The sequence below is a fragment of the Mesorhizobium sp. B2-3-5 genome (assembly GCF_006442395.1).
Taxonomy (GTDB): domain Bacteria; phylum Pseudomonadota; class Alphaproteobacteria; order Rhizobiales; family Rhizobiaceae; genus Mesorhizobium.
This window is the reverse complement of sequence record NZ_VFVX01000019.1, coordinates 63,223-85,632: the sequence shown is the minus strand read 5'-3', so window position 1 is coordinate 85,632 and position 22,410 is coordinate 63,223. Positions and strand designations below refer to the sequence as shown.

The 22,410-nt window shown below is 64.0% G+C and carries 18 protein-coding genes; 9 read left to right on the top strand and 9 right to left on the bottom strand.

What is annotated here, in order from left to right; translation table 11 throughout:
• Window positions 1-229 precede the first annotated feature (229 nt).
• A complete protein-coding gene (locus FJ958_RS20835) occupies window positions 230-625 on the bottom strand; it encodes a DUF4345 family protein (RefSeq protein WP_140745059.1) in 396 nt (131 codons plus the stop codon).
• A 98-nt stretch (window positions 626-723) separates the two neighbouring features.
• Window positions 724-1,419 (bottom strand): aspartate/glutamate racemase family protein, encoded by a 696-nt coding sequence (locus tag FJ958_RS20830; protein WP_140745058.1) that lies wholly within the window; start codon window positions 1,417-1,419, stop codon window positions 724-726.
• 62 nt (window positions 1,420-1,481) lie between these two features.
• Between FJ958_RS20830 and FJ958_RS20825 the strand changes: the two genes are divergently transcribed.
• Window positions 1,482-1,688 carry a type II toxin-antitoxin system prevent-host-death family antitoxin gene (locus FJ958_RS20825; RefSeq protein WP_140745057.1) on the top strand — a complete coding sequence of 69 codons (207 nt, stop codon included), beginning with the start codon at window positions 1,482-1,484 and terminating at the stop codon, window positions 1,686-1,688.
• A gap of 6 nt (window positions 1,689-1,694) precedes the next feature.
• Here FJ958_RS20825 and FJ958_RS20820 read toward each other — a convergent pair whose 3' ends face one another.
• Window positions 1,695-3,878 carry a primosomal protein N' gene (locus FJ958_RS20820; RefSeq protein ID WP_140745056.1) on the bottom strand — a complete coding sequence of 728 codons (2,184 nt, stop codon included), beginning with the start codon at window positions 3,876-3,878 and terminating at the stop codon, window positions 1,695-1,697.
• Window positions 3,879-3,969: 91 nt separating this feature from the next.
• On the opposite strand from FJ958_RS20820, the gene fsa reads away from it, so the two are divergent.
• Entirely contained in the window at window positions 3,970-4,626 is a 657-nt protein-coding gene (fsa, locus tag FJ958_RS20815; protein WP_140612222.1) for a fructose-6-phosphate aldolase, read from the top strand.
• Between the two features lie 181 nt (window positions 4,627-4,807).
• On the opposite strand, the gene FJ958_RS20805 is transcribed toward fsa, so the two are convergent.
• From FJ958_RS20805 to leuS, 3 genes are all read right to left on the bottom strand, one after another.
• Entirely contained in the window at window positions 4,808-7,402 is a 2,595-nt protein-coding gene (locus tag FJ958_RS20805) for a DNA translocase FtsK (RefSeq protein ID WP_140745054.1), read from the bottom strand.
• A 330-nt stretch (window positions 7,403-7,732) separates the two neighbouring features.
• Window positions 7,733-8,311 carry an LPS assembly lipoprotein LptE gene (gene lptE, locus FJ958_RS20795; RefSeq protein ID WP_140745052.1) on the bottom strand — a complete coding sequence of 193 codons (579 nt, stop codon included), beginning with the start codon at window positions 8,309-8,311 and terminating at the stop codon, window positions 7,733-7,735.
• The gene (gene leuS, locus FJ958_RS20790) at window positions 8,298-10,922 is read right to left on the bottom strand and encodes a leucine--tRNA ligase (RefSeq protein ID WP_140745051.1); all 2,625 of its coding nucleotides are present in this window, start codon (window positions 10,920-10,922) and stop codon (window positions 8,298-8,300) included. The genes lptE and leuS overlap by 14 nt, the downstream gene beginning before the upstream one ends.
• A 149-nt stretch (window positions 10,923-11,071) precedes the next feature.
• Between leuS and FJ958_RS20785 the strand changes: the two genes are divergently transcribed.
• Together FJ958_RS20785 and FJ958_RS20780 are read left to right on the top strand one after the other, a co-directional pair.
• A complete protein-coding gene (locus FJ958_RS20785; protein WP_140745050.1) occupies window positions 11,072-11,734 on the top strand; it encodes a YggS family pyridoxal phosphate-dependent enzyme in 663 nt (220 codons plus the stop codon).
• Between the two features lie 99 nt (window positions 11,735-11,833).
• Window positions 11,834-12,883 carry an aldo/keto reductase gene (locus FJ958_RS20780; RefSeq protein WP_140745049.1) on the top strand — a complete coding sequence of 350 codons (1,050 nt, stop codon included), beginning with the start codon at window positions 11,834-11,836 and terminating at the stop codon, window positions 12,881-12,883.
• Between the two features lie 48 nt (window positions 12,884-12,931).
• Here FJ958_RS20780 and FJ958_RS20775 read toward each other — a convergent pair whose 3' ends face one another.
• Entirely contained in the window at window positions 12,932-13,840 is a 909-nt protein-coding gene (locus FJ958_RS20775; protein WP_140745048.1) for a LysR family transcriptional regulator, read from the bottom strand.
• A 125-nt stretch (window positions 13,841-13,965) separates the two neighbouring features.
• Here FJ958_RS20775 and FJ958_RS20770 point away from each other — a divergent pair, with 125 nt between their 5' ends.
• Window positions 13,966-15,147, top strand: a complete 1,182-nt coding sequence (locus FJ958_RS20770) for an MFS transporter (protein WP_140745047.1) — start codon at window positions 13,966-13,968, stop codon at window positions 15,145-15,147.
• A 58-nt stretch (window positions 15,148-15,205) separates the two neighbouring features.
• Window positions 15,206-16,240: an aldo/keto reductase gene (locus tag FJ958_RS20765; RefSeq protein WP_140745046.1), complete on the top strand. Its 1,035-nt coding sequence runs from the start codon at window positions 15,206-15,208 to the stop codon at window positions 16,238-16,240.
• 187 nt (window positions 16,241-16,427) lie between these two features.
• Here the strand turns inward: FJ958_RS20765 and FJ958_RS20760 are convergent, their stop codons facing one another.
• Window positions 16,428-16,700 (bottom strand): usg protein, encoded by a 273-nt coding sequence (locus tag FJ958_RS20760; RefSeq protein ID WP_140612202.1) that lies wholly within the window; start codon window positions 16,698-16,700, stop codon window positions 16,428-16,430.
• A gap of 304 nt (window positions 16,701-17,004) precedes the next feature.
• Between FJ958_RS20760 and acs the strand changes: the two genes are divergently transcribed.
• The 3 genes from acs (at window position 17,005) to FJ958_RS20745 (ending at window position 20,703) form a co-directional block, all read left to right on the top strand.
• On the top strand, window positions 17,005-18,960 hold the full coding sequence (acs, locus tag FJ958_RS20755; protein WP_140745045.1) for an acetate--CoA ligase: 1,956 nt from the start codon (window positions 17,005-17,007) through the stop codon (window positions 18,958-18,960).
• A gap of 8 nt (window positions 18,961-18,968) precedes the next feature.
• Window positions 18,969-19,709: an MOSC domain-containing protein gene (locus FJ958_RS20750; protein WP_140745044.1), complete on the top strand. Its 741-nt coding sequence runs from the start codon at window positions 18,969-18,971 to the stop codon at window positions 19,707-19,709.
• A gap of 175 nt (window positions 19,710-19,884) precedes the next feature.
• Window positions 19,885-20,703, top strand: coding sequence for a sugar phosphate isomerase/epimerase family protein (locus FJ958_RS20745; protein ID WP_140745043.1), 819 nt, complete (start codon window positions 19,885-19,887; stop codon window positions 20,701-20,703).
• A 25-nt stretch (window positions 20,704-20,728) separates the two neighbouring features.
• Here the strand turns inward: FJ958_RS20745 and FJ958_RS20740 are convergent, their stop codons facing one another.
• Window positions 20,729-21,997, bottom strand: a complete 1,269-nt coding sequence (locus FJ958_RS20740; protein ID WP_140745042.1) for a cyclopropane-fatty-acyl-phospholipid synthase family protein — start codon at window positions 21,995-21,997, stop codon at window positions 20,729-20,731.
• Window positions 21,998-22,410: the final 413 nt, after the last annotated feature.

Genomic DNA, 22,410 nt, shown 5'->3' with positions numbered 1-22,410 from the left:
GTCTGACAGGCCGCAGATTGTTGGCGCGAGCAAAAACTCTGGCTAAATCTTTGACCTTACTGCATTTTTTCAAGCACGGAGGCGCGGCTTCCGCTATCCCCGGCCGAAAGTCGATTGCCGTCTAGCACAGGCATTTTAAGACCGCAATGCGTCGTTCCGCATGGTTTTCAGGCACTATTGTCGCATCCAGCGAAAGATCGGCGCCTTCGACGCCGCGATACCCCTGGATTCAGGGCACAAAGCCGAAGGCAAAGGCGAGCGGCAATGCCGCCAAGGCCAATTCCACCACAATGGAGGCCCAATTGAAAGGTGTGTTGGCGCCATCCGACATCATCGACAGCAGACGGCCGAAGGCGGTGAACAGCCAGGAGAAGCCGAGCGCCATGTAGACCAACGGCTGAGCCAGGAGGATGCAGCACAGGCCGACGCCGAGATAGAAGCCCGACATCCTGCCCCGCCCTTCGGCGATCGCCGCCGCCTTCTCCGGCCTGGCCTGCAGGCGCAGGATGCGGAAGGCCAGCCCCGGCGCCAGGAAAAACAGCAGGCCGAGCAGCACGGTGACGACGGCGCTCGACCAGGCCAGCCACTCGCCCTGGCTCGCCGGCCATGGAAACGCATAATCCATAATCGTCCCCTCGAAATGCCTGTTTTGAAAAATTGCGGGCATTCTAGCGGAGGAAAAGTGCCGCGCCAGATGACTCCAGGCATTTTAAGCCAAGCGCTTCAACCGAGCGCGAATTGCACTGCCGCCTCGGCATGGATACGCGTCGTGTCGAAGACCGGAATGTCGAAATCGCGCTGGCCAATCAGCATGGTGATCTCGGTGCAGCCCATGATGAGGCTGTCGGCGGCCTTTTCGCGGTGCAGACGCTCGACCTCGGCGATGTAGGCCGCCTTCGAAACGTCGGTGACGATGCCCTGGCAGAGCTCGTCATAGATGACGCGGTGGACCATGTCGCGACCGGCCGCGTCAGGCACCACCGGCTGCAATCCGTATTCGTCGGTGAGCCGGCGCTTGTAGAAATCCTGCTCCATGGTGAACCGCGTCGCCAGCAGCGCCGGGCGCTGCATGCCGGCGCGCTTGATCGCAACCGCGGTGGCATCGGCGATGTGGATCAGCGGGATGGATATGGACGCCTGCACCTGGCCGGCCAGCTTGTGCATGGTGTTGGTGCACAAAAGCAGCCCTTCGGCGCCGCCCGCCTCCAGCTTGCGCGCCGCTTCGACGAGAAGCACGCCGGCGCCTTCCCAGTCGCCGTGATGCTGCCGCTCGGCGATCTCGGCAAAGTCGAACGACCAGAGCAGCAGTTTCGCCGAATGCAGCCCACCAAGGCGCTCGCGCACAATCTCGTTCAGCAGGCGGTAGTAGATGGCGGTTGATTCCCAACTCATGCCGCCGAGTAGGCCAAGGGTTTTCAAAACAGTTTCCTTTCCTTGCAGCGACTTATGATACATTCCAAAGAGATATTGAGGGACACTCAATGAAAACAAAATCCAGCAGCAGGGCACGCAGTGAACTGTGCGCCGTGGTCGCTGAGGCCAGCAGAGGCAGTCCGACGACGATCGCCAAGCGGGGGCGACCAGTGGCCATGGTGATTTCGATTGATGATGCTTATCGACTTTATCCTGAAGAGTTTCGGCAACGCCTCGAACTGAAGGACACGACCAGCAATCCACGCGAAGGCTGAACGTCCTTACAAAAAGCTCTGCGGATCGATGTCGACCTGCACGCGCACTGAACCGCGCTGTTTCGGCCCGTTGGCCAGCATGGCGCGGATGAAACCTTGCATGTCGGCTCGCCGCTCGCCCTGGATCAAAAGCCGGAAGCGATGGCGGCCACCGAGCAGGGACAGCGGCGCCTCGGCTGGGCCGAGCACGAACAAGTCCGATGCCTCGGGCGCCGCCCGGCGCAGACCGCGTGCATGGCCTTCGGCCTCCGCCCGCGTCACCGCGCTGACGATGACGCCGGCGAGCCGTCCGAAGGGCGGCAAGGCCGCGCGCTCGCGCTCGGCGATCTCGCGCTCGTAAAAGGCTTCCGAATCGCCGGAGACGATCGCCCGCATCACCGGATGGTCAGGCTGGAAGGTCTGCAGCAGACCGAGGCTCTTCTTGCCAGTGCGGCCGGCACGGCCGGTCACCTGGCTGAGCAGCTGGAAGGTGCGCTCGGCGGCACGCGGATCGCCATTGGCCAGACCGAGATCGGCATCGACGACGCCGACCAGCGTCATGTTGGGGAAGTTGTGGCCCTTGGCAACCAGCTGCGTGCCGATGACGATATCGGCCTCGCCGTCGGCGATCGCCTCCAGTTCCAGCCGCAGCCGCCGAACGCCGCCCATCAGGTCCGACGACAGGACGATGGTGCGCGCGTCGGGGAAATGCGTGACGACCTCCTCGGCGATGCGCTCGACGCCCGGCCCGCAGGCGACGAGATGGTCGAGCGTGCCGCATTCGGGACAAGCCTCGGGGCGGCGCTCATTGTGCCCGCAATGGTGGCAGACCAGCTGGCCGCGAAAGCGATGCTCGACCAGCCAGGCCGAGCAGACCGGGCAGCCGAAGCGGTGGCCGCAGACGCGGCACAGCGTCAGCGGCGCATAGCCGCGCCGGTTGAGGAACAGCAGAGACTGCTCCTCCTTTTCCAGCGTCCGGCGCATATGCTCGATCAGCACCGGCGACAGGAATCCGCCACGCGCCGGCGGCGCGCGGCGCATGTCGATCGATTTGAGATCGGGCAATGCCGCCTCGGCGAAGCGAGCGGAGAGCACCGCCCTGTTGTATTTGCCCTGGCTGGCGTTGACCCGGCTTTCGACCGATGGGGTCGCCGACGCCAGCACCACGGGAAAGCCGCCAATATGGCCGCGCACCACCGCCATATCACGTGCATTGTAGAAGACACGGTCTTCCTGCTTGTAGGCGGGGTCGTGCTCCTCGTCGACGACGATCAGGCCAAGCTCCTTGAACGGCAGGAACAGCGCCGAGCGGGCGCCGGCAACGACGCGCACGCCGCCTTCCGCCACCTGCCGCCAGACTTTTTCGCGCATCCTGGGCGGCAGGTCCGAATGCCATTCGGCCGGCTTGGCGCCGAAGCGGCGCTGGAAGCGCTCCAGAAACGCGTGGGTCAGCGCGATTTCCGGCAGCAGGATCAGCACCTGCTTGCCCTGGTCGAGGGCCGCCGCCACCGCCTCGAAATAAACCTCCGTCTTGCCCGAACCGGTGACGCCGTCGAGCAGCGCGACATTGAAGATGCCGGCCGCGACATTGGCGCGCAGCATCGACGCGGCATCATTCTGGTCCGGCATCAGCCCCGGCGCGGTATAGTTCGGATCAGGCGCGGCCACGACCGGGCGCGGCGGGATCATCACCGTCTCGAACACGCCTTGCGCCTTGAGCCCCTCGATAACAGTCGACGACACGCCGGCGGCATGGGCGAGGCCGGAACGCGTCCAGGCAAGACCACCTTCCGCCGTCTCCAGCACGCGCGCGCGCGCATCCGTCATCCGGTCGGGAACGGCCGTGGTTCGCTGCAGCCCCTCGATCCAGGGTTCGGGATCGAAAGCCTCCGGCGCCCTGAGCAGCATGCGCGCCACCATGCCCGGTGCCGACAGCGTGTATTGCGCCACCCAGTCGACGAAGCGGCGCATGGCACGGTCGATCGGCGGGCAGTCGAAGACCTGTTCGATCGGACGCAGCTTTTTCGCATCGACCTTCTCGACCGCGCCGTCCCAGACGATGCCGGCGACCTGGCGGGGCCCAAGCGGCACGCGCACGATCGAACCCGGCACGACACGCATGCCGGCCGGCACGGCATAGGTGTAGGGGCGTTCGGCCGGCATCGGCACCAGCACCGGTGCGGCCGCGACAAAGGGCGAATCTTCACTCATGAGGCGTGACCTTGCCCCGACTTTGGTCTAGATCAAAGAGCAACGCTGAACGTGCCTTCCCAAGCACGACGAAATCTTCAGGAGACCCGCCATGAAATTTTTTGCCGACACAGCCGACATCAAGGAAATCCGTGAGCTGAACGATCTGGGGCTGCTTGATGGCGTGACCACCAACCCATCGCTGATCCTGAAATCGGGTGGCAAGATCGTCGAAGTCACCAAGCAGATCTGCGACATCGTCGAAGGCCCGGTTTCGGCCGAGGTCGTGGCGACCGTGTACAAGGACATGATGGCCGAGGCCGAGGTCCTGGCCAAGATCGCACCCAATATCGCCATCAAGGTGCCGTTGACGCTCGACGGCCTTAAGGCCTGCAAGACGATCCGCACCGAGATGAACCGCATGGTCAACGTCACGCTGTGCTTCTCGGCCAATCAGGCACTGCTCGCCGCCAAGGCCGGCGCGTCCTTCATCTCGCCGTTCGTCGGCCGCATCGATGACACCGGCTCGGATGGCATGGAGCTGATCCAGGAGATCCGGCAGATCTACGACAACTACGATTTCCAGACCGAGATCCTGACCGCATCGGTGCGCACGGTGAACCACGTCAAGCAGGCCGCGCTCATCGGCGCCGATGTCATCACCGCCCCGCCGGCGACGCTGAAGGCGCTGGTCAATCATCCGCTGACCGACAAGGGCCTTGCCGCCTTCCTCGCCGACTGGGCCAAGACCGGTCAGAAGATCGGCTGAGCAATTCCAGGAAAAGTGTGAAAACGGTTTCCCGGGAAAAGCGCATAGCGCTTTCCCTTGGGAATTGAGAGCGGTTGGCCGTTTCCGGGAAACGGTGAACTGCTCTAAAACAATCCGCTTTCAAGAAAAAGCCGGGCAACCGGCCTTTTTTATGCGCTGCGGATCAGGAGGAGCCTCCCGATCACTCCGCGCCGTCATCGTCAGGCGCGGCCACCGGCGGGCGCCGCCCCATGATGATCTCGCGCTTGCCGACATGGTTGGGCGCGCCGACCAATCCTTCCTTCTCCATGCGCTCGACCAAGGAAGCGGCACGGTTGTAACCGATGCCAAGCCGACGCTGGATGTAGGACGTCGAGCACTTCTTGTCGCGCAACACCACCTTGACCGCCTCGTCATAGCTGGAATCGCCGTCCTCGGCGGCAACGGATCCCTTGTCGAAGACCGCGCCCTGGTCGCCTTCGTCTTCCTCTTCATCCTCGTCGGCTGTCACGGTTTCCAGATATTCGGGGCGGCCCTGTGCCTTCAGGTGCGCCACGACGTGCTCGACCTCCGCGTCGGAAACGAACGGGCCATGCACGCGGGAAATACGCCCGCCGCCCATCATGTGCAGCATGTCGCCCTGGCCGAGCAGCTGCTCGGCGCCCTGCTCGCCGAGGATGGTGCGGCTGTCGATCTTGGAGGTGACCTGGAAGGAGATGCGGGTCGGGAAGTTGGCCTTGATGGTGCCGGTGATGACATCGACGGACGGGCGCTGCGTCGCCATGATCAGGTGGATGCCGGCCGCGCGCGCCATCTGCGCCAGGCGCTGGATGGCGCCTTCGATCTCCTTGCCGGCGACCATCATCAGGTCGGCCATCTCGTCGACGATGACGACGATGTACGGCATCGGCGCCAGGTCGATCTCCTGCTGCTCGAAGAGCGGCTCTCCGGTGCCCTTCTCGAAGCCGGTCTGGATCGTCATGACGACCGTCTCGCCCTTGTCGCGGGCAGCCGCGGCGCGCTCGTTGTAGCCGTCGATGTTGCGTACACCCAGCCGCGCCATCTTGCGATAGCGGTCCTCCATCTCGCGCACCGCCCATTTGAGCGCGGTGACGGCCTTTTTGGGATCGGTGACGACGGGGGTCAGAAGATGCGGGATGCCGTCATACACGGAAAGCTCGAGCATCTTGGGATCGACCATGATCAGCCGGCATTCTTCCGGCTTCAGCCGGTAGAGCAGCGACAGGATCATGGTGTTGATGGCAACCGACTTGCCCGAGCCGGTGGTGCCGGCGACGAGCAAATGCGGCATCTTCGCCAGTTCGGCGATGACAGGCTCGCCGCCGATCGTCTTGCCCAGGCAAAGCGCCAGCTTGCAGCTGGTCTTGCGGAAACCCTGGGATTCGATCAGTTCGCGGAAATAGACCGTCTCGCGCGTCTCGTTCGGAAGCTCGATGCCGATGACGTTGCGGCCGGGCACGACGGCGACGCGTGCCGAGACCGCCGACATCGAACGGGCGATATCATCGGCGAGACCGATGACGCGGGAGGATTTGACGCCCGGGGCCGGCTCGAACTCATAGAGGGTGACGACCGGACCGGGCCGAACATGGATGATCTCGCCGCGCACGCCGAAATCCTCGAGCACGCTTTCCAGCAGATCGGCGTTCTGCTCGAGCCGCTCCTGCGACATGTAGAAGCCCTGCCCTTCCGGCGGCTGCTGCAGCAGCTCTTCCGAGGGAAGTTCGTATCCTTCGCCGGTCGTGGCCGGCACAATCTTGCCGACCATGGGCAGCGGCGAAGAGACGCGCATGGCTGGAGCCGAAACGGCCTCCTCCGCCCCTTGCCCGACCGGCGCCGGAACGGCGTTGTTCGCGGCGGCCGGAATTGCATCCGCCGCCTGGGCCTGTCGCGGCGCGCTGCTCGCTACCGGCTGAGTCGCGGCTTCGTTCGAATTGGCCGGACGGACATCCGGCAAGGCGGGTGGAGCTTGCAGGCCCGGAAGGCATTCGATGACACGGAACAACGCGGTGGGATCGGCCGCCGGCGCGCGGCGAATGTCGACCCGGCCGGCGACAGCCGGCGCTACCGGGCGCGAAGTCGGGACGGCATGCGGCGCCGGTAGCGGGCCTTCGATCATATAGGGCGCCATGAGTTCGAAGAAGACGTGATCCGACAGATAGGGCCAGCGGACAGTCTCGCGCCCTGTTGTCTTGACCGGCGCCGCCGCCGTTCCAGGGGCGGAAGCCGCTGGTACGGATGCACGTGCCATTGCGGCCGTCCGCGGCCCTGTCGGTGCGACAACCCGCGCCTTATCGCCGGCACGCCCTGGTGAAACGGATGCCACGGGCGGGGCAGGCTGCCTTTCATGCAGCACAGCTCTGTTGCCGGCGGGCGCCCGGGCAGCGTCCGAAGCGGGGCTCCGGTTTTTCGTCGGCGATGACAAGGACGAGGCTGCCTGGGGCGCCGAGGCGGATCGCGCCATTGTTTGCAGCGCCCGGTGCCCCAGAGGTTCGTTTTGCGCGGCGGCAGCTTCTTCGGGCTGCGGACGGCGTGTGTTGGCCTCGTAGTCCGGCGTGCGTGTAAACCGCACATTCGGCGCCAGGAAGAAATACTCCTGCCATGCCGGACTTTCGTTGCCGCCGAGATCGATAGGCGGCGGCGGAGAACCTGCCCTGGCCGCGCCGGAACGCTGGCCATTCCCCTTGTCGCTCATGCCGTTGAAACGCTCACCCTCGGGATCATCGGGCGAAGCTGACTTCGATAAATTGACCCGAGGAAAACGCTTGGATTCCATTCTCAAGACTCACTCTGAAACGTCTGCTGAGCAATAGGGAGCGAGTGGTTAACAGTTGCTTCCCGTCAGCGCCGTTTGGAGCGTCCGAAACGTATCTTTCGCGACGATGTCGAACGATCCGGATTCGAGCGGATGATCGCCATCCACGATCACCCACTCACCGCGCCGGCAAAAAAAGGTGAACGGAAGGGTTCGGCTCTTGGCCGTCGCGAGCGGTCCGAGCACCAGGATGGAGACGGAATTTTTCCGAAAACGAAGGCTGGCGCCAGAGCAATTCCAGGAAAAGTGCGTAGCGGTTTTCCGTCCGGAATTGCGTAAAAACAGAGAGCTCTAGCCAGCTGCCTTGCCGTGCCGGGCTAGATCCTGGGCGATCGACAATTGCAGGGCTTCGGCCAGTTCGCGCGCGGCACGATTCTCGGCATCGATCTGCGCCCGGTAGGAGGCAAATTCCTGGCGCGGCTTGTCGAAGGACGAGGTGATCGCCCGCTTGCCGACAGCGATCACCGCACCGGTATTCGCATCGGTCAGCGTGTAGCCGGCGGTGAGCGTCACCGAACCGGCGGTCGGCTCGTCCTGATCGGTTCCGACCTGCACGAGGGCCGAGGATTCGACGGCTTCGGTCACGCCGAGATCGAGCGAATAAAGCGGCGAGGCCGGTTCGCCGGCGCCGCGCCCGAATCCGAAGATCAGGTTGTTGCGCACCTGCTGGGCATAACGCGTCCTGACCGGCTTGATGGCGATCGACGCCATTTCAGCATTGGCGGTCGATCCAGTCGACAGCGGCGCGCTGGAATAGAGCGGCCGCACCGTGCAGGCCGAAACCAGTGCGAGCGAGCCGACAAGACCGGCCAGCGCGATGCGGCGCAGCAAACGGCTCAGCTCTGTCTTTTCCCGATCAGGCAACGACATTGACGATCCTCTGCGGCACGATGATCACCTTGCGCGGAGCCTTACCTTCAAGTGCTTTCTGCACGAAGTCGAGAGCCAATACCGCTTTTTCGACCGCACCTTGGTCCGCGTCGCGGGCAATTGTCAAATCCCCCCGCTTCTTGCCGTTGACCTGCACCGGATAGGTCACTTCATTGTCGACGACCAGCGCCGGATCGAAGACCGGCCACGGCCGTTCGGCAACCAGTTCGGTGCCGCCGAGCGTCTCCCAGCACTCCTCGGCCAGATGCGGCATGACGGGCGCGATCAGATGCACCAGGATCTCGACCGCCTGTCGGCAGGCGCCTTGCAGTGCCTGATCGGCTTTGCCGTCCGCCACTTCGTTGAGCGGCGCGGTCAGCGCGTTGGCCAGCTCATAGATGCGGGCGATGGCACGGTTGAAGGCGAGCTTCTCGATGTCCTCGCCGACTGCCTTCAGGATCTTGTGCGTGGCCTTCGAGACCACTCCCGCCTCACCGGCGTCAGCCGAGGCGGGTTTCACTCCAGCCAGCGTCTCGGCCGCCGTCGACACCAGCCGCCAGATGCGCTGCATGAAGCGATGCGCGCCGGCCGCGCCATCGTCGGTCCACTCGACATCGCGCTCGGGCGGCGAATCGGACAGCATGAACCAGCGCGCCGTGTCGGCGCCGTAGCCGTCGGTGATGTCTTCCGGGCTCACCGTGTTCTTCTTCGACTTCGACATTTTTTCGAGCGGGCCGATGGTCACGGCTTCGCCGGTAGCGATGTCGATGGCGCGGCGCTTGCCGTCAGTGTCTTCCAGCCGCACTTCGGTCGGCGCCAGCCAGCGGCCATTGGATGCCGAGCCGGCGCGGTAGGTTTCGTGCACCACCATGCCTTGCGTGAACAGGCCCTTGAACGGCTCGGCCAGATCGACATGGCCGGTCTCGCGCATGGCGCGGGTGAAGAAGCGCGAATAGAGCAGATGCAGGATCGCGTGCTCTATGCCGCCAATATACTGATCGACCGGCAGCCATTCGTTGGCCGCCCTGGGGTCGGTCGGCTCATGCGCCCAGGGCGCGGTGAAGCGGGCGAAATACCAGGACGAATCGACGAACGTGTCCATCGTGTCGGTTTCGCGGCGCGCGTCCTTGCCGCATTGCGGGCACTTCACATGCCGCCATGTCGGATGCCGGTCGAGCGGATTGCCCGGCCGGTCGAAATCGACATCGTCCGGCAGCTTGACCGGCAGGTCGGCCTTCGGCACCGGCACCACGCCGCAATGCTCGCAATGGATCATCGGGATCGGGCAGCCCCAGTAGCGCTGGCGCGAAATGCCCCAGTCCCGCAGGCGGAAATTCACCTTGCGCTCGGCCATCGGCCGGTTGCCGATCGTCTTCTGCTCCAAGAGCTTCGCCACCTCGTCGAAGGCCTGGCTCGGCTTCATCCCGTCGAGGAAGCGTGAATTGATCATCGCGCCATCATCTACATAGGCAACGTCGATAATCTGGAACGCGGACGGGTTCTCGCCGTCAGGCATCACCACCGGCACCACCGGCAGCCCGTATTTGTTGGCGAAGTCGAGATCGCGCTGATCATGCGCAGGGCAGCCGAAAATGGCGCCGGTGCCATATTCCATCAGCACGAAATTGGCGACATAGACGGGCAGCGTCCAACTGTCGTCGAACGGATGGACGACGCGAATGCCGGTGTCGAAGCCCTTCTTCTCGGCTGTCTCCAGCGCTGCCACGGAAGTGCCCATATGGCGGACTTCATCGATGAACTTCGCCAGCGCCGGATCGGTCTCGGCGGCCTTCCTGGCCAGCGGGTGGTCGGCGGCGATCGCCATGAAGGAGGCGCCGAAGATGGTGTCGGGCCGCGTCGTATAGACCTCCAGCTCATGCTCGCCGGCAACGTCCGAGGCCAGCGGCCAGCGGATCAGCAGGCCTTCCGAACGGCCGATCCAGTTCTGCTGCATCAGCTTCACTTTTTCGGGCCATTCGTCGAGGCCGTCGAGCGAATCCAGCAGATCCTGCGCAAAGTCGGTGATCTTGAAGAACCACTGCGTCAGCTCGCGTTGCTCGACCAGCGCGCCCGAGCGCCAGCCGCGCCCGTCGATGACCTGCTCGTTGGCGAGCACGGTCATGTCCTCCGGGTCCCAGTTGACCTTGGAGGATTTGCGCGTCACCAGCCCCTTCTCGACGAAGTCGAGGAACAGCATCTGCTGGCGGTGGTAATAGTCGACATCGCAGGTGGCGAATTCGCGCGCCCAGTCCAGCGACAGGCCCATGACCTTGAGCTGCTCGCGCATGGTGGCGATGTTCTGGTAGGTCCATTCCTTGGGATGGACCTTGTTCTGCATCGCCGCGTTCTCGGCCGGCATGCCGAAAGCGTCCCAGCCCATCGGATGCAGCACGTTGAAACCCTTGGCCCGCTTGTAGCGCGCCACCACGTCGCCCATCGTATAATTGCGGGTATGGCCGATATGGATGCGCCCTGACGGATAGGGAAACATCTCCAGCACGTAGTATTTCGGGCGCGGATCGTCGTTGTTCGCTTCGAAAAGCTTCTTGGCGGCCCAGGCCTTCTGCCATTTGGGTTCTGACGCGCGCGGGTTGTATCGTTCGGTTGCCATGGGACGTTTTTCACTTAAAAGCATGCGGACCGCCGAAGCCCGGCGGTTCATGGAATGTGGTCCGGGTGTTCACCATGGTTTGGCAAACCCGTCAACCATATGGGCATCGCGGCTGACAAAAACGCGGGTCAAAACAGCGGGATTTGCATATGGGCGACACCGTTCAGCAGTTTTTCGCGGTCAAGGCGAAGATCGCCGCAGCCGAGCAGGAAGCCGGTCGCGAAGCCGGCGCGGTGACGCTTGTGGCTGTTTCCAAGACCTTCGACGCCGCCGATATAAGCCCCGTTATCGAGGCCGGCCAGCGCGTCTTCGGTGAGAACCGCGTGCAGGAGGCGCAAGGCAAATGGCCTGATCTGAAGCAGGCTTTCCCGGATATCGAGCTGCACCTGATCGGCCCGCTGCAGTCGAATAAGGCCAAGGAAGCCGTGGCCCTGTTCGACGTCATCGAGACGGTCGACCGCGAAAAGATCGCCGCCGAACTCGCCAAGGAGATCGCCAGGCAAGGCCGCGCGCCAAGGCTCTACGTCCAGGTCAACACCGGCTCCGAACCGCAGAAGGCCGGCATCGAACCGCGCGAGGCGGTGGCCTTTGTCGCCCGCTGCCGCGATGTGCACGGCCTTGCCATCGAAGGCCTGATGTGCATCCCGCCGGCCGACGAGAACCCGGGCCCGCATTTTGCCTTGCTGGAAAAGCTGGCACGGAAGGCAGGCGTTGCCAAACTGTCGATGGGCATGTCTGGCGATTACGAGACGGCAATCGCCTTCGGTGCGACCAGCGTTCGTGTGGGTTCGGCGATTTTCGGCAGTAGATAGCGTTAGGCCAGACCAGCAGGTTCGTTGCACCAGCGCTGGAAACGAAACGTACCGTTCCTATTTGAGCCGTGTCACCGCACTTCCTCTGGAGTCCTCACCATGCGTTACAATCAGCTTGGAAATACCGGGCTATTCGTCTCCGAACTGTGCCTCGGCACCATGACCTTCGGCGCCGCCGGCCAGAACGCCCAATGGGGCCTGATCGCCAGTCTCGACCAGAAGGGCGTCAACGAGATCGTCGGCCGCTCGCTTGCCGCCGGCGTCAACTTCTTCGACACGGCGGATGTCTATTCCTTCGGCGAGTCCGAGCGCCTGCTCGGCCAGTCCCTCCGCGATCTCGGCGTTGCCAGGCAGAACGTGGTCATCGCCACCAAGGTGCATGGCGCCATGGGCGACGGCCCGAACCAGCGCGGCTCCTCGCGCGGCCACATCATGGACTCGGTCGATGCCAGTCTCGAACGGCTGCAGCTCGACCATATCGATCTCTACCAGCTACACGGCACCGACGCCGTGACGCCGATCGACGAAACGCTGCGGGCGCTTGACGATCTCGTCTCCAGCGGCAAGGTCCGTTATGTCGGCGTCTCCAACTGGGCGGCGTGGCGCATCGCCAAGGCGCTGGGCATCGCCGACCGCAAGGGCTTTGCGCGCTTCGAGACCATCCAGTCCTACTACTCGATCGCCGGCCGCGATCTCGAGCGCGAGATCGTGCCGCTCATCAATGAGGAGAAGCTCGGTCTGATGGTATGGTCGCCGTTGGCCGGTGGCCTGCTCTCCGGCAAATACGGTCCCGGTGCGCCCGGCAATGGCGAGGGCCGCCGCGCCTCGTTCAATTTCCCGCCGGTCAACGAGGACCGCGCCTGGGCGGCGGTCGCCGTCATGCGCGAGATCGCCAAAAAGCATGATGTGAGCGTTGCCACGGTGGCGCTCGGTTATGTCCTGGCCAAGCCCTTCGTGATGAGCGTCATCATCGGCGCCAGTCGCATGGACCAGCTCGAACAGAACCTTGCCGCGACCGAGGTGAAGCTTGACGCCGATGATGTCGCCCGTCTCGACGAAGTCAGCGCGCTGCCCGCCGAATATCCCGGCTGGATGCTCGAGCGCCAGGGTGTCGGCCGACGTCCGGCGCCCTTTGCGCCGAAAGCATGAAGCAGTTGGGGCAGACGTCTCGGGAGCCGATCGGCTCCCGAGACCCATTCAGGCCAGCCTGACGCTCTCCGCGAGAAAATCGAGAAAGGCCCGCACCCGCGCCGGCAGGTGCCGGCCCTGGCCGACATAGACGGCGTGGGTGGCCTCCTGGTCTCCGGGATTGAAATCCTCCAGCAGCGGCACCAGCCGCCCGGCGGCGATATCGGCCGCGACATGCCAGCGAGCCAGCCTGGAGATGCCCGCCCCGGCCAGCGTCATCAGCCGCATCGCCTCGCCGTCGCTGACCAGCGTGTTGCCGGTGATCGGGATCATGACCGCGTCGCCGGCCGCGTCGAAGAATGGCCAGCCATCGATATGCCTGACGAAGCCGAAGCCCATGCGGTTGTGGCTGTCGAGATCGACCGGCGTCAGCGGCGTGCCGTGCGCATCGAGATAGGATGGAGCCGCAACGACGACCCCCGGGCTCTGCCCGAGCTTGCGCGCCACCAGCCGTGATTCGCCGAGCGGACCGGCCCGGATGGCGACATCGGCGCGCTCCGCCATCAGATCGATGACGCTGTCGGTCAGTACCAGATCGACTGAGATTTCCGGGTAGCGTTCGAGGAAGCGCGGCAGCAGCGGGATGAGCCGGTGCACCCCGAAGGGCACGTAGGTGTTGACGCGCAGCCGCCCGCGCGGCGCGGCACCCGCCGCCGCCTCGCGCTCGGCCGCCGCCATGTCGGCCAGGATGCGCTGCCCGCTCTCGTAGAATGCCGCTCCTTCCGGCGTCAGCAGCAGCTTGCGCGTCGAGCGACTGACCAGCCTGGCCCCTAGGCGGGCCTCCAGCCGCGCGATCAGCTTGCTGACCGCCGATGGCGTCATGCGCAATGCGCGCGCGGCCGCCGAGAAGCTGCCCGCCTCGACGACGCGCACAAACACTTCGATCTCGCCGGAGCGGTTGATGTCGGGTCTCGCCATCTGTGAATCTATTTCACAGAAAATATGCCTTGGGCAAGTCTGGTTCACAGGGCAGGGCGACACGATCTTCCCGGTCGGGGCGCGGATTGGACAGGGCGCTCGTCGTCTTGGAAGTGGAAACCACCATGCCTCTTGCTCTTTACGCCCTCGCCGCCGGCGCCTTCGGCATCGGCGTCACGGAATTCGTCATCATGGGCCTGCTTATCGACGTCAGCAAAGACCTTGGCGTCTCGATCTCGGCCGCCGGCCAGCTCATTTCGGGCTACGCGCTGGGCGTCGTCATCGGCGCGCCCTTGCTTACCATCGCCACCGGCAACTGGCCGCGCAAGACGGTGCTGCTGGCGCTGATGGCGATCTTCACCCTTGGTAACCTCGCCTGTGCGCTGGCGCCCGACTATTGGACACTGATGGGCGCCCGCATCATCACCGCCTTCGCCCACGGCACTTTCTTCGGCGTCGGCTCGGTGGTCGCCACCGGCCTGGTCGCGTCCAACAAGAAGGCCTCGGCGATCGCGCTGATGTTCACCGGCCTGACCATCGCCAACATTCTCGGCGTGCCTTTTGGCACCTGGCTCGGCCAGGCCTTTGGCTGGCGTGCAACCTTCTGGGCGGTGACCGCGGTCGGCCTCGCCGCCTTTGCCGTCATCCTGCTTCTGGTGCCGCGCAGCCAGGCGGCACCTGAAAAGAGCGAGCTTCGTGCCGACCTCGCGGTGCTGCGCCGCACGCCCGTGCTGCTCGGCCTCGCCACCACGGTGCTCGGCTATGCCGGTGTCTTCGCCGTCTTCACCTACATCGCACCGCTGTTGACCGAGATCAGCGGCTTCAAGGAGGCGGCCGTGTCGCCGATCCTGCTCGTCTTCGGCGGCGGCCTCATCGCCGGAAATCTCGTCGGCGGCAAAGCCGCCGACCGTTGGCTGGTGCCGGCCGTGCTGGGCAGCCTCGTGGTGCTGGCGCTGGTGCTGGCGACAATGAGCTTCGCCATTCACAGCCAGGTCATGGCCGTCATCTATGTCGGCCTGCTGGGTGCCGCTGCCTTCGCCACCGTGGCGCCGCTGCAAATGTGGGTGCTGGAGAAGGCGCAAGGCGCCGGCCAGAGCCTCGCCTCCTCCTTCAACATCGCAGCCTTCAATCTCGGCAACGCCGCCGGCGCCTGGCTGGGCGGCGCGGTCATCGCCCACGGCCTTGGCCTCGGTGCCCTCACCTGGGTGGCCGCGCTGCTGCCGCTTGGCGCCCTCGCCGTGGCCGCGCTGGCGTTGCGCCTCGATCGCACGCCAGCGCTCGGCGCACCGGCCACAGTCCGGTCGTGACGCTCGCCGACACCCGAATCGCTTTCGACCCTTTCACAAAACCACCAGGAGCAGGAAAATGGACTATCGACGTCTTGGCGCATCGGGCCTGAAGGTCCCCGCACTTTCATTCGGCGCGGGAACCTTTGGAGGCTCCGGGCCACTGTTCGGCGCCTGGGGCAATAGCGATGCCGGGGAAGCGCGGCGGCTTATCGACATCTGCTTGGACGCCGGCGTCAACCTGTTCGACACCGCCGACGTCTATTCGAACGGCGCGTCGGAGCAAGTGCTCGGCGAAGCCATCAAGGGCCGCCGCGATGCGGTGCTGATCTCGACCAAGACCTCGCTGCCGACGGGCGACGGCCCGGCCAATTATGGCTCCTCGCGCTCGCGGCTGATCAAGTCGGTCGACGTGGCGCTCAGGCGCCTCGGCACCGACTATATCGACCTGTTGCAGCTGCACGCCTTCGATGCCGGTACGCCGATCGAGGAGGTGCTGTCGACATTGGACGAGCTCGTGCGCGCCGGCAAACTGCGCTATGTCGGCGTCTCCAATTTTTCCGGCTGGCAGGTGATGAAGTCGCTTGGGCTCGCCGACAGGCACGGCTATCCCCGCTACATCGCGCATCAGGTCTATTATTCACTGGTCGGCCGCGACTATGAATGGGAGCTGATGCCGCTTGGGCTCGACCAGGACGTTGGCGCGCTGGTGTGGAGCCCGCTCGGCTGGGGCCGCCTGACCGGCAAAATCCGCCGTGGCCAGCCCTTGCCGGAAAAGAGCCGGCTGCACGATACGGCGAGCTTCGGTCCGCCGGTGGAGGACGAGCACCTCTACCGGGTCATTGACGCGCTTGACGTTGTGGCCGGGGAAACCGGCAAGACCGTACCGCAGATCGCCATCAACTGGCTCTTGCAGCGTCCGACCGTGTCATCGGTCATCATCGGCGCCCGCAACGAGGAACAGCTGCGCCAGAACCTCGGCGCTGTCGGCTGGTCGCTGACCCCCGAACAGGTGAAGAAACTCGACGCGGCAAGCGAAGTTACCGCGCCTTACCCGTATTTCCCCTATCGCCGCCAGGAAGCCTTTGCCCGGCTCAACCCGCCGGCGGTGTGACGATGTCAGCGCTGAAGCCGCTAATCTCCACCCTCAAGGGGGGAGATGTCCGGCAGGATAGAGGGGGTCGTCTCACGTAGATCTCCGGCGCCATCTGGCGTCGCGGACGACGTTGGCACTCCACGCGCGGCCCCCCCCTCTGTCGCCTTCGGCGACATCTCCCCTTCAAGAGGGGAGATCACTCCGCTCAGTGCAGCACGAACTCGCCATCCACCTTGCGCCATTCATTCGGCGCGATCAGCTTCTGGTGCGTGTAGACCACCGAATGCAGCGGCCCGTCGAGCCTCGCCTTCCAGAACTCGATGAACTTGATCAGTACCGGAAATTGCGGCGCGATATCGTAATCCTGCCAGATGAAGCTCTGCAACAGATGCGGATGGTCGGGGAAGTGATAGAGAATCTTGGCCGTGGTCAGGCCGTAGCCCTTGAGCATCAGGTCCATTTCGCCATGGTCGCGCATTGCGGTCCTCAGGTTGATTCTCCTTCCTCCCAACGCTGGATTGTGCGCGTGGTTGCTTAACTGTCTATTGATTTTCGCAGACCATGACGGCCTTTTCCTCCACCAAAACATGTGCTTAGCAGCGATGCCCCGGGAGTGCTGACAACGTTTTGTGCAGCCGCTGCGGCATCGCGCCACGCGAATCCAACGTCTAATGTTGCCGTCTTCGCGGAACTGTTAATAATGCGCGCGAATTCGCGGCCGCTTCGCCGCGATCCCGCTGGCCGCCAAGCCAGCGGTTTGGTTTCGGGAGGAAAGCGAACACATGTCCGAGGCAAAGATCCATCGCGTCCAGCCGGCGTGGAAGAAGAACGCGCTGATCGACAACGACACCTATCTCAAATGGTACGCCGACAGCGTCAAGAACCCGGACAAGTTCTGGGGCAAGCACGGCAAGCGCATCGACTGGTTCAAGCCCTTCACCAAGGTCAAGAACACGTCCTTCGATGGCAAGGTCTCGATCAAGTGGTTCGAGGACGGGCTGACCAACGTCTCCTACAATTGCATCGACCGCCACCTGAAGAAGCGTGGCAACCAGACCGCCATCATCTGGGAAGGCGACAACCCCTACGACGACAAGAAGATCACCTACAACGAACTTTACGAGCATGTCTGCCGGCTTGCCAACGTCATGAAGAAGCACGGCGTCAAGAAGGGCGACCGCGTCACCATCTACATGCCGATGATCCCGGAAGCCGCCTATGCGATGCTGGCCTGCACCCGGCTAGGCGCCATCCATTCGATCGTCTTCGGCGGCTTTTCGCCGGACGCGCTGGCCGGCCGCATCGTCGATTGCGAATCGACCTTCGTCATCACCGCCGACGAGGGCCTGCGCGGCGGCAAGCCGATCCCGCTGAAGGAGAACACCGACAAGGCGATCGACATCGCTGCCAAGCACGATGTGACGGTGAAAAACGTGATTGTCGTGCGCCGCACCGGCGGCAAGATCGGCTGGGCGCCGGGCCGCGACCGCTGGTACCATGACGAGATCGCGACGGTTAAGCCCGAGTGCAAGCCGGAGAAGATGAAGGCGGAGGACCCGCTGTTCATCCTCTACACCTCCGGCTCGACCGGCAAGCCGAAGGGCGTGCTGCACACCACCGCCGGCTACCTCGTCTATGCCTCGATGACGCACCAATATGTCTTCGACTACCATGACGGCGATGTCTACTGGTGCACCGCCGATGTCGGCTGGGTCACCGGCCACAGCTACATCGTCTATGGCCCGCTCGCCAATGGCGCCACCACGCTGATGTTCGAGGGCGTGCCGAACTACCCCTCGCAGTCGCGCTTCTGGGAGGTCATCGACAAGCATCAGGTCAACATCTTCTACACCGCGCCGACGGCGCTGCGTGCGCTGATGGGCGCCGGCGACGATCCGGTGAAGAAGACCTCGCGCAAGTCGCTGCGCGTGCTGGGCTCGGTCGGCGAGCCGATCAATCCGGAAGCCTGGGAGTGGTATTTCAACGTCGTCGGCAACGGCAAGGTGCCGATCGTCGATACATGGTGGCAGACCGAGACCGGCGGCATCCTGATCACGCCGCTGCCCGGCGCCACCGATCTCAAGGCAGGCTCGGCGACCCGGCCCTTCTTCGGCGTCAAGCCGCAGCTGGTCGACGGCGAGGGCAAGGTGCTGGAAGGAGCCGCCGACGGCAACCTTTGCATCACCGACTCCTGGCCCGGCCAGATGCGCACCGTCTATGGCGACCACGACCGCTTCGTGCAGACCTATTTTTCCACCTACAAGGGAAAATACTTCACCGGTGACGGTTGTCGCCGCGACGCCGATGGCTATTACTGGATCACCGGCCGCGTCGACGACGTCATCAACGTCTCCGGTCACCGCATGGGCACGGCCGAGGTTGAATCGGCGCTGGTCAGCCATGAGAAGGTCTCGGAGGCCGCCGTCGTCGGCTACCCGCACGACATCAAGGGCCAGGGCATCTACAGCTACGTCACCTTGATGAAGGGCATTGAGCCTACCGAAGAGTTGCGCAAGGACCTTATCGCCCACGTCCGCAAGGAGATCGGCGCCATCGCCTCGCCCGACAAGATCCAGTTCGCGCCGGGCTTGCCCAAGACACGCTCGGGCAAGATCATGCGCCGTATCCTGCGCAAGATCGCCGAGGACGATTTCGCCGCCCTTGGCGACACCTCGACACTTGCCGATCCGGCCGTCGTCGACGATCTCGTCGCCAACCGGCAGAACAGGAAAGGCTGAGACGAGCCATGGCCGCGATCGGCAGGGTTGTCGAACTCTGGCGCTATCCGGCGAGTTCGCTCGCCGGCGAACGCCTGCAAGCGGTCGCGGTCGGCGCCGACAGCATCGACGGCGACCGCATGTTCGGTCTGGTCGACGCCGCCGACAATGAGATCGCACGGCCCGATCGCGAGGCGAAATGGCACAAGGTGCCGCGCATCCGCACCCGGCTGACCGGTGACCGCAAGCTCGAGATCGCCATTCCCGGCGGCGACTGGCTGGCGGCGCCGGGCACGGAAAGCGATGCCGCCGTTTCGGCCTATCTCGGCTTCGCGGCCTCGATCCGGCCGTTCGGCCCGGAGAACGCGCCGCCCGCCTACGCCGGTCCGCTCACCCAAGCGCGCTACAACAAGGCGCCCATCCATCTTTTGACCACGGCTTCGCTGGCGCGTTTGAAGGCGTTGCATCCGGAAGGAACGCCAGATGCGCGCCGCTTCCGTCCCAACATCGTCGTCGATATGGCGGCGGTCGAAGGCTCATTTCCGGAGACGGAATGGATCGGCCGCAAGGTTACGATCGGCGATCTGCTCTTGACCATCTCCGAACCCTGCCGCCGTTGCGGCTTCACCATCATTGCCCAGGATGGCTTCGACAACGATCCCGGCATCCTGCGCAACCTGGTCCGACACAACGCCCACAATTTCGGCGTCTATTGCACGGTCGATCGGCCGGCCAGCATCGAGGTCGGCGCGACGATGCGGTTCGTCTAGCTGGCGGCATAGCCGCCGCGCCAAGTGCGGGCTCTTGCGTATAAAGGCACGACGCCTTCGAAAATCCCTTCGCGCAGCCTGTAATACGCGTGACAGAAAACGGCGCCATACAGGGCCCGGCGCGACCCCACCCTGTCGCTTTCGCCAATTTCAAATCCCACCGATCGGAGTACCAATGACTTCCCTACCCATCCTTGGCGCCGCCATGACCCTGGACGACGTCGAAATGCACCGCGGCTGGCTTCTCGAAAAGCAGCGCGACCTGGAATTGCAGAGCTTCACCAACGCCGATGTTCTCAACGGCGACTGGGCACCGCTCGCCGCCCGCGCCAAAAAGCTCCTCGACGGCCACCGGGGACGGCTCGGGATCCACGGGCCGTTCTGGGGCTTCGTCATCGCCTCGCAGGACCCCGATATTCGCGCCGTGGTCAGCAAACGTCTGGTGCAAGGTATCGAGGTCTGCGCTGCCATCGGCGCGACGCAGATGGTCGTCCACAGCCCCTACACGACCTGGTCCTACAACAATCTCGACAACAATCCCGGCGAGCGCGAAAAGATCGTCGAATATTGCCACCTGACGCTGAGCGAAGCCGTCAGGCGGGCCGAAGACATCGGCTGCACCATGGTTCTCGAAAACATCGAGGACAGGGATCCGCATATCCGCGTGGCGTTGGCCGACAGCTTCAAGTCCCCTGCCGTCGCCGTGTCGATCGACACCGGCCACGCCTATTATGCCCATGGTTCGACCGGTGCGCCGCCGGTCGACTACTACGTGCACGCCGCCGGCAACCGCCTGCAGCATGTCCACCTGCAGGATGCCGACGGCTACGCCGATCGTCACTGGAGCCTCGGTGAAGGCACGATCCAATGGCGTTCGGTTTTCGCCGCGCTGGCCAAACTCGAAAGCAATCCGCGTCTCATCATCGAGATCAAGGACAAGTCCAAGATCCCGGCGTCGGCTGCCTATATCGCTTCGCTCGGCATCGCCGAGTGAGACGGCGGCAAGCGCCCAGGCGCCGCTACCGGTAAAGGTCGGCCCGCGTCGGCGGCAGGCCGCTCGGCCCACGAGCGCGTTTGGTGGCGACGGTCTGGAAAATCTGCGCCGAGGCACGTTCGAAGGTGATGGAGCAGCCGGTGAGATAGAGCAGCCACAGGCGCGCCCTAGGCTCGCCCACCTCGGCAATGGCCTCGTCGAACCGCGCATGCAAGCGCTCGGCCCACAGCCTGCAGGTGCGGGCGTAGTGCTCACGCAGATTTTCGACGTCGTAGACGAGGAAGCTATGCGCTTCGAGATTGCCGAGCGTCATGCCGATCGTGTCGAGCTCGCCGCCCGGAAAGATGTACTTGATCAGCGCCTTGTATTCCGGCCCTTTGCGCAGGGTCTTCTTCGGGTCGCCCTTGCTGCGCCGCGTGATGGCGTGGTGCAGGTAGACGCCGCCCGGCTTCAACAAGCGGTGGACGGTCGAGAAATAGGCGGCATGATTGGCGAGGCCCAGATGCTCGAACATGCCGATCGACGATATCTTGTCGAACGTGCCGGAGAGCTCGGCATAGGATTTGATCTCGATGGTGATGCGGTCCTCAAGCCCCTCGGCGCGGATGCGCTCGCGCGCCAGCTTCGTCTGCTCTTCGGACAGCGACACGCCATGGCCGACGACGCCGTAATGCTTCGCCGCGTGGATCAGCATCGCCCCCCAGCCGCAGCCGATGTCGAGCAGGCTTTCGCCCGGCTTCAGCCGGAGCTTGCGGCAGATATGATCGAGCTTGTCGATCTGCGCCTGGTCTATGCTGTTGGCAAAATCCGTGAAGTAGCCGCAGCTGTAGACCATGCGCTCGTCGAGGAAGAGCCGGTAGAAAGCATTCGATATGTCGTAGTGATGCTGTATCGCCTCCTTGTTCGACCCGCTGACATAAGGGTTGCGGCCGGACAAATCGGTCCGCGCCGTCATCTGCTTTCGCGAAAACAGCACGGCCGGCAGGTCCCGCAGAATCGCCAGTTTCGGCAGTGATCTGAGCTTTGTCTTCAACTTGCCTTGCGAAGGCAGGGCGTAGAAGTCGAACAGCGACCCATCCTCGACGTCGACCGCCTTGGATATCCACATCTCCACCAGCGTCGAAAAGCTGGGGCGCCGGACCATCTGCCAAACAATATCCTGGTCGTTGATGGCAAGCACGGGCCCCGTCGCCGGGCCGATCCGCTCACCGGTCCACAGCCTCACCGCGAAACCAGGCTTCAGCGTCTCGACGACGCTTCGCACGATCCGTGCGGCTTTGCCGGCAGCGTCCATCTCCACCTCCCATGCGTCGAATATCGCCCTGCTCCCGAATTGCACTGTCGTCCAATCGGTCCGCGGACCGCAATCCCTATCTGTTGCGCAAAAACATCGCGCCGGACGATTTTCCGGGCGGGGCTCGGCCATTCCGTTGCGGCACCTTGCCATTTGCTGCGACGCACCCCATCATTAGGGCGTGTTCAACAAATCGAAAGGAGGTGATCCGATGTCGAGTGATTTCGTTTTCCAGAACGTGGCCTCAGCGGATTGCACTTTCGGGAAGCAGTCTTCCCGTTAAGGCGCGAGATGCGCGGTCGGTGACGTGAGCGTCGCCGCCATTGAGCCGCGCCATGGACGGAAACACGGAAGGCCGCCGGCTTCGAAAGAAGCGGCGGCCTTTTCCTTTTCATGGGGCCGCGATGCGGCTG

Coding starts and splice junctions, on each gene's coding strand:
- FJ958_RS20770 (WP_140745047.1), top strand. CDS start 13,966: ATGCCTCTTGCTCTTTACGCCCTCGCCGCCGGCGCCTTCGGCATCGGC.
- fsa (WP_140612222.1), top strand. CDS start 3,970: ATGAAATTTTTTGCCGACACAGCCGACATCAAGGAAATCCGTGAGCTG.
- FJ958_RS20775 (WP_140745048.1), bottom strand. CDS start 13,840: ATGGCGAGACCCGACATCAACCGCTCCGGCGAGATCGAAGTGTTTGTG.
- FJ958_RS20805 (WP_140745054.1), bottom strand. CDS start 7,402: ATGGAATCCAAGCGTTTTCCTCGGGTCAATTTATCGAAGTCAGCTTCG.
- FJ958_RS20750 (WP_140745044.1), top strand. CDS start 18,969: ATGGCCGCGATCGGCAGGGTTGTCGAACTCTGGCGCTATCCGGCGAGT.
- FJ958_RS20820 (WP_140745056.1), bottom strand. CDS start 3,878: ATGAGTGAAGATTCGCCCTTTGTCGCGGCCGCACCGGTGCTGGTGCCG.
- FJ958_RS20760 (WP_140612202.1), bottom strand. CDS start 16,700: ATGCGCGACCATGGCGAAATGGACCTGATGCTCAAGGGCTACGGCCTG.
- FJ958_RS20745 (WP_140745043.1), top strand. CDS start 19,885: ATGACTTCCCTACCCATCCTTGGCGCCGCCATGACCCTGGACGACGTC.
- FJ958_RS20835 (WP_140745059.1), bottom strand. CDS start 625: ATGGATTATGCGTTTCCATGGCCGGCGAGCCAGGGCGAGTGGCTGGCC.
- FJ958_RS20765 (WP_140745046.1), top strand. CDS start 15,206: ATGGACTATCGACGTCTTGGCGCATCGGGCCTGAAGGTCCCCGCACTT.
- FJ958_RS20780 (WP_140745049.1), top strand. CDS start 11,834: ATGCGTTACAATCAGCTTGGAAATACCGGGCTATTCGTCTCCGAACTG.
- leuS (WP_140745051.1), bottom strand. CDS start 10,922: ATGGCAACCGAACGATACAACCCGCGCGCGTCAGAACCCAAATGGCAG.
- FJ958_RS20825 (WP_140745057.1), top strand. CDS start 1,482: ATGAAAACAAAATCCAGCAGCAGGGCACGCAGTGAACTGTGCGCCGTG.
- acs (WP_140745045.1), top strand. CDS start 17,005: ATGTCCGAGGCAAAGATCCATCGCGTCCAGCCGGCGTGGAAGAAGAAC.
- lptE (WP_140745052.1), bottom strand. CDS start 8,311: ATGTCGTTGCCTGATCGGGAAAAGACAGAGCTGAGCCGTTTGCTGCGC.
- FJ958_RS20740 (WP_140745042.1), bottom strand. CDS start 21,997: ATGGACGCTGCCGGCAAAGCCGCACGGATCGTGCGAAGCGTCGTCGAG.
- FJ958_RS20785 (WP_140745050.1), top strand. CDS start 11,072: ATGGGCGACACCGTTCAGCAGTTTTTCGCGGTCAAGGCGAAGATCGCC.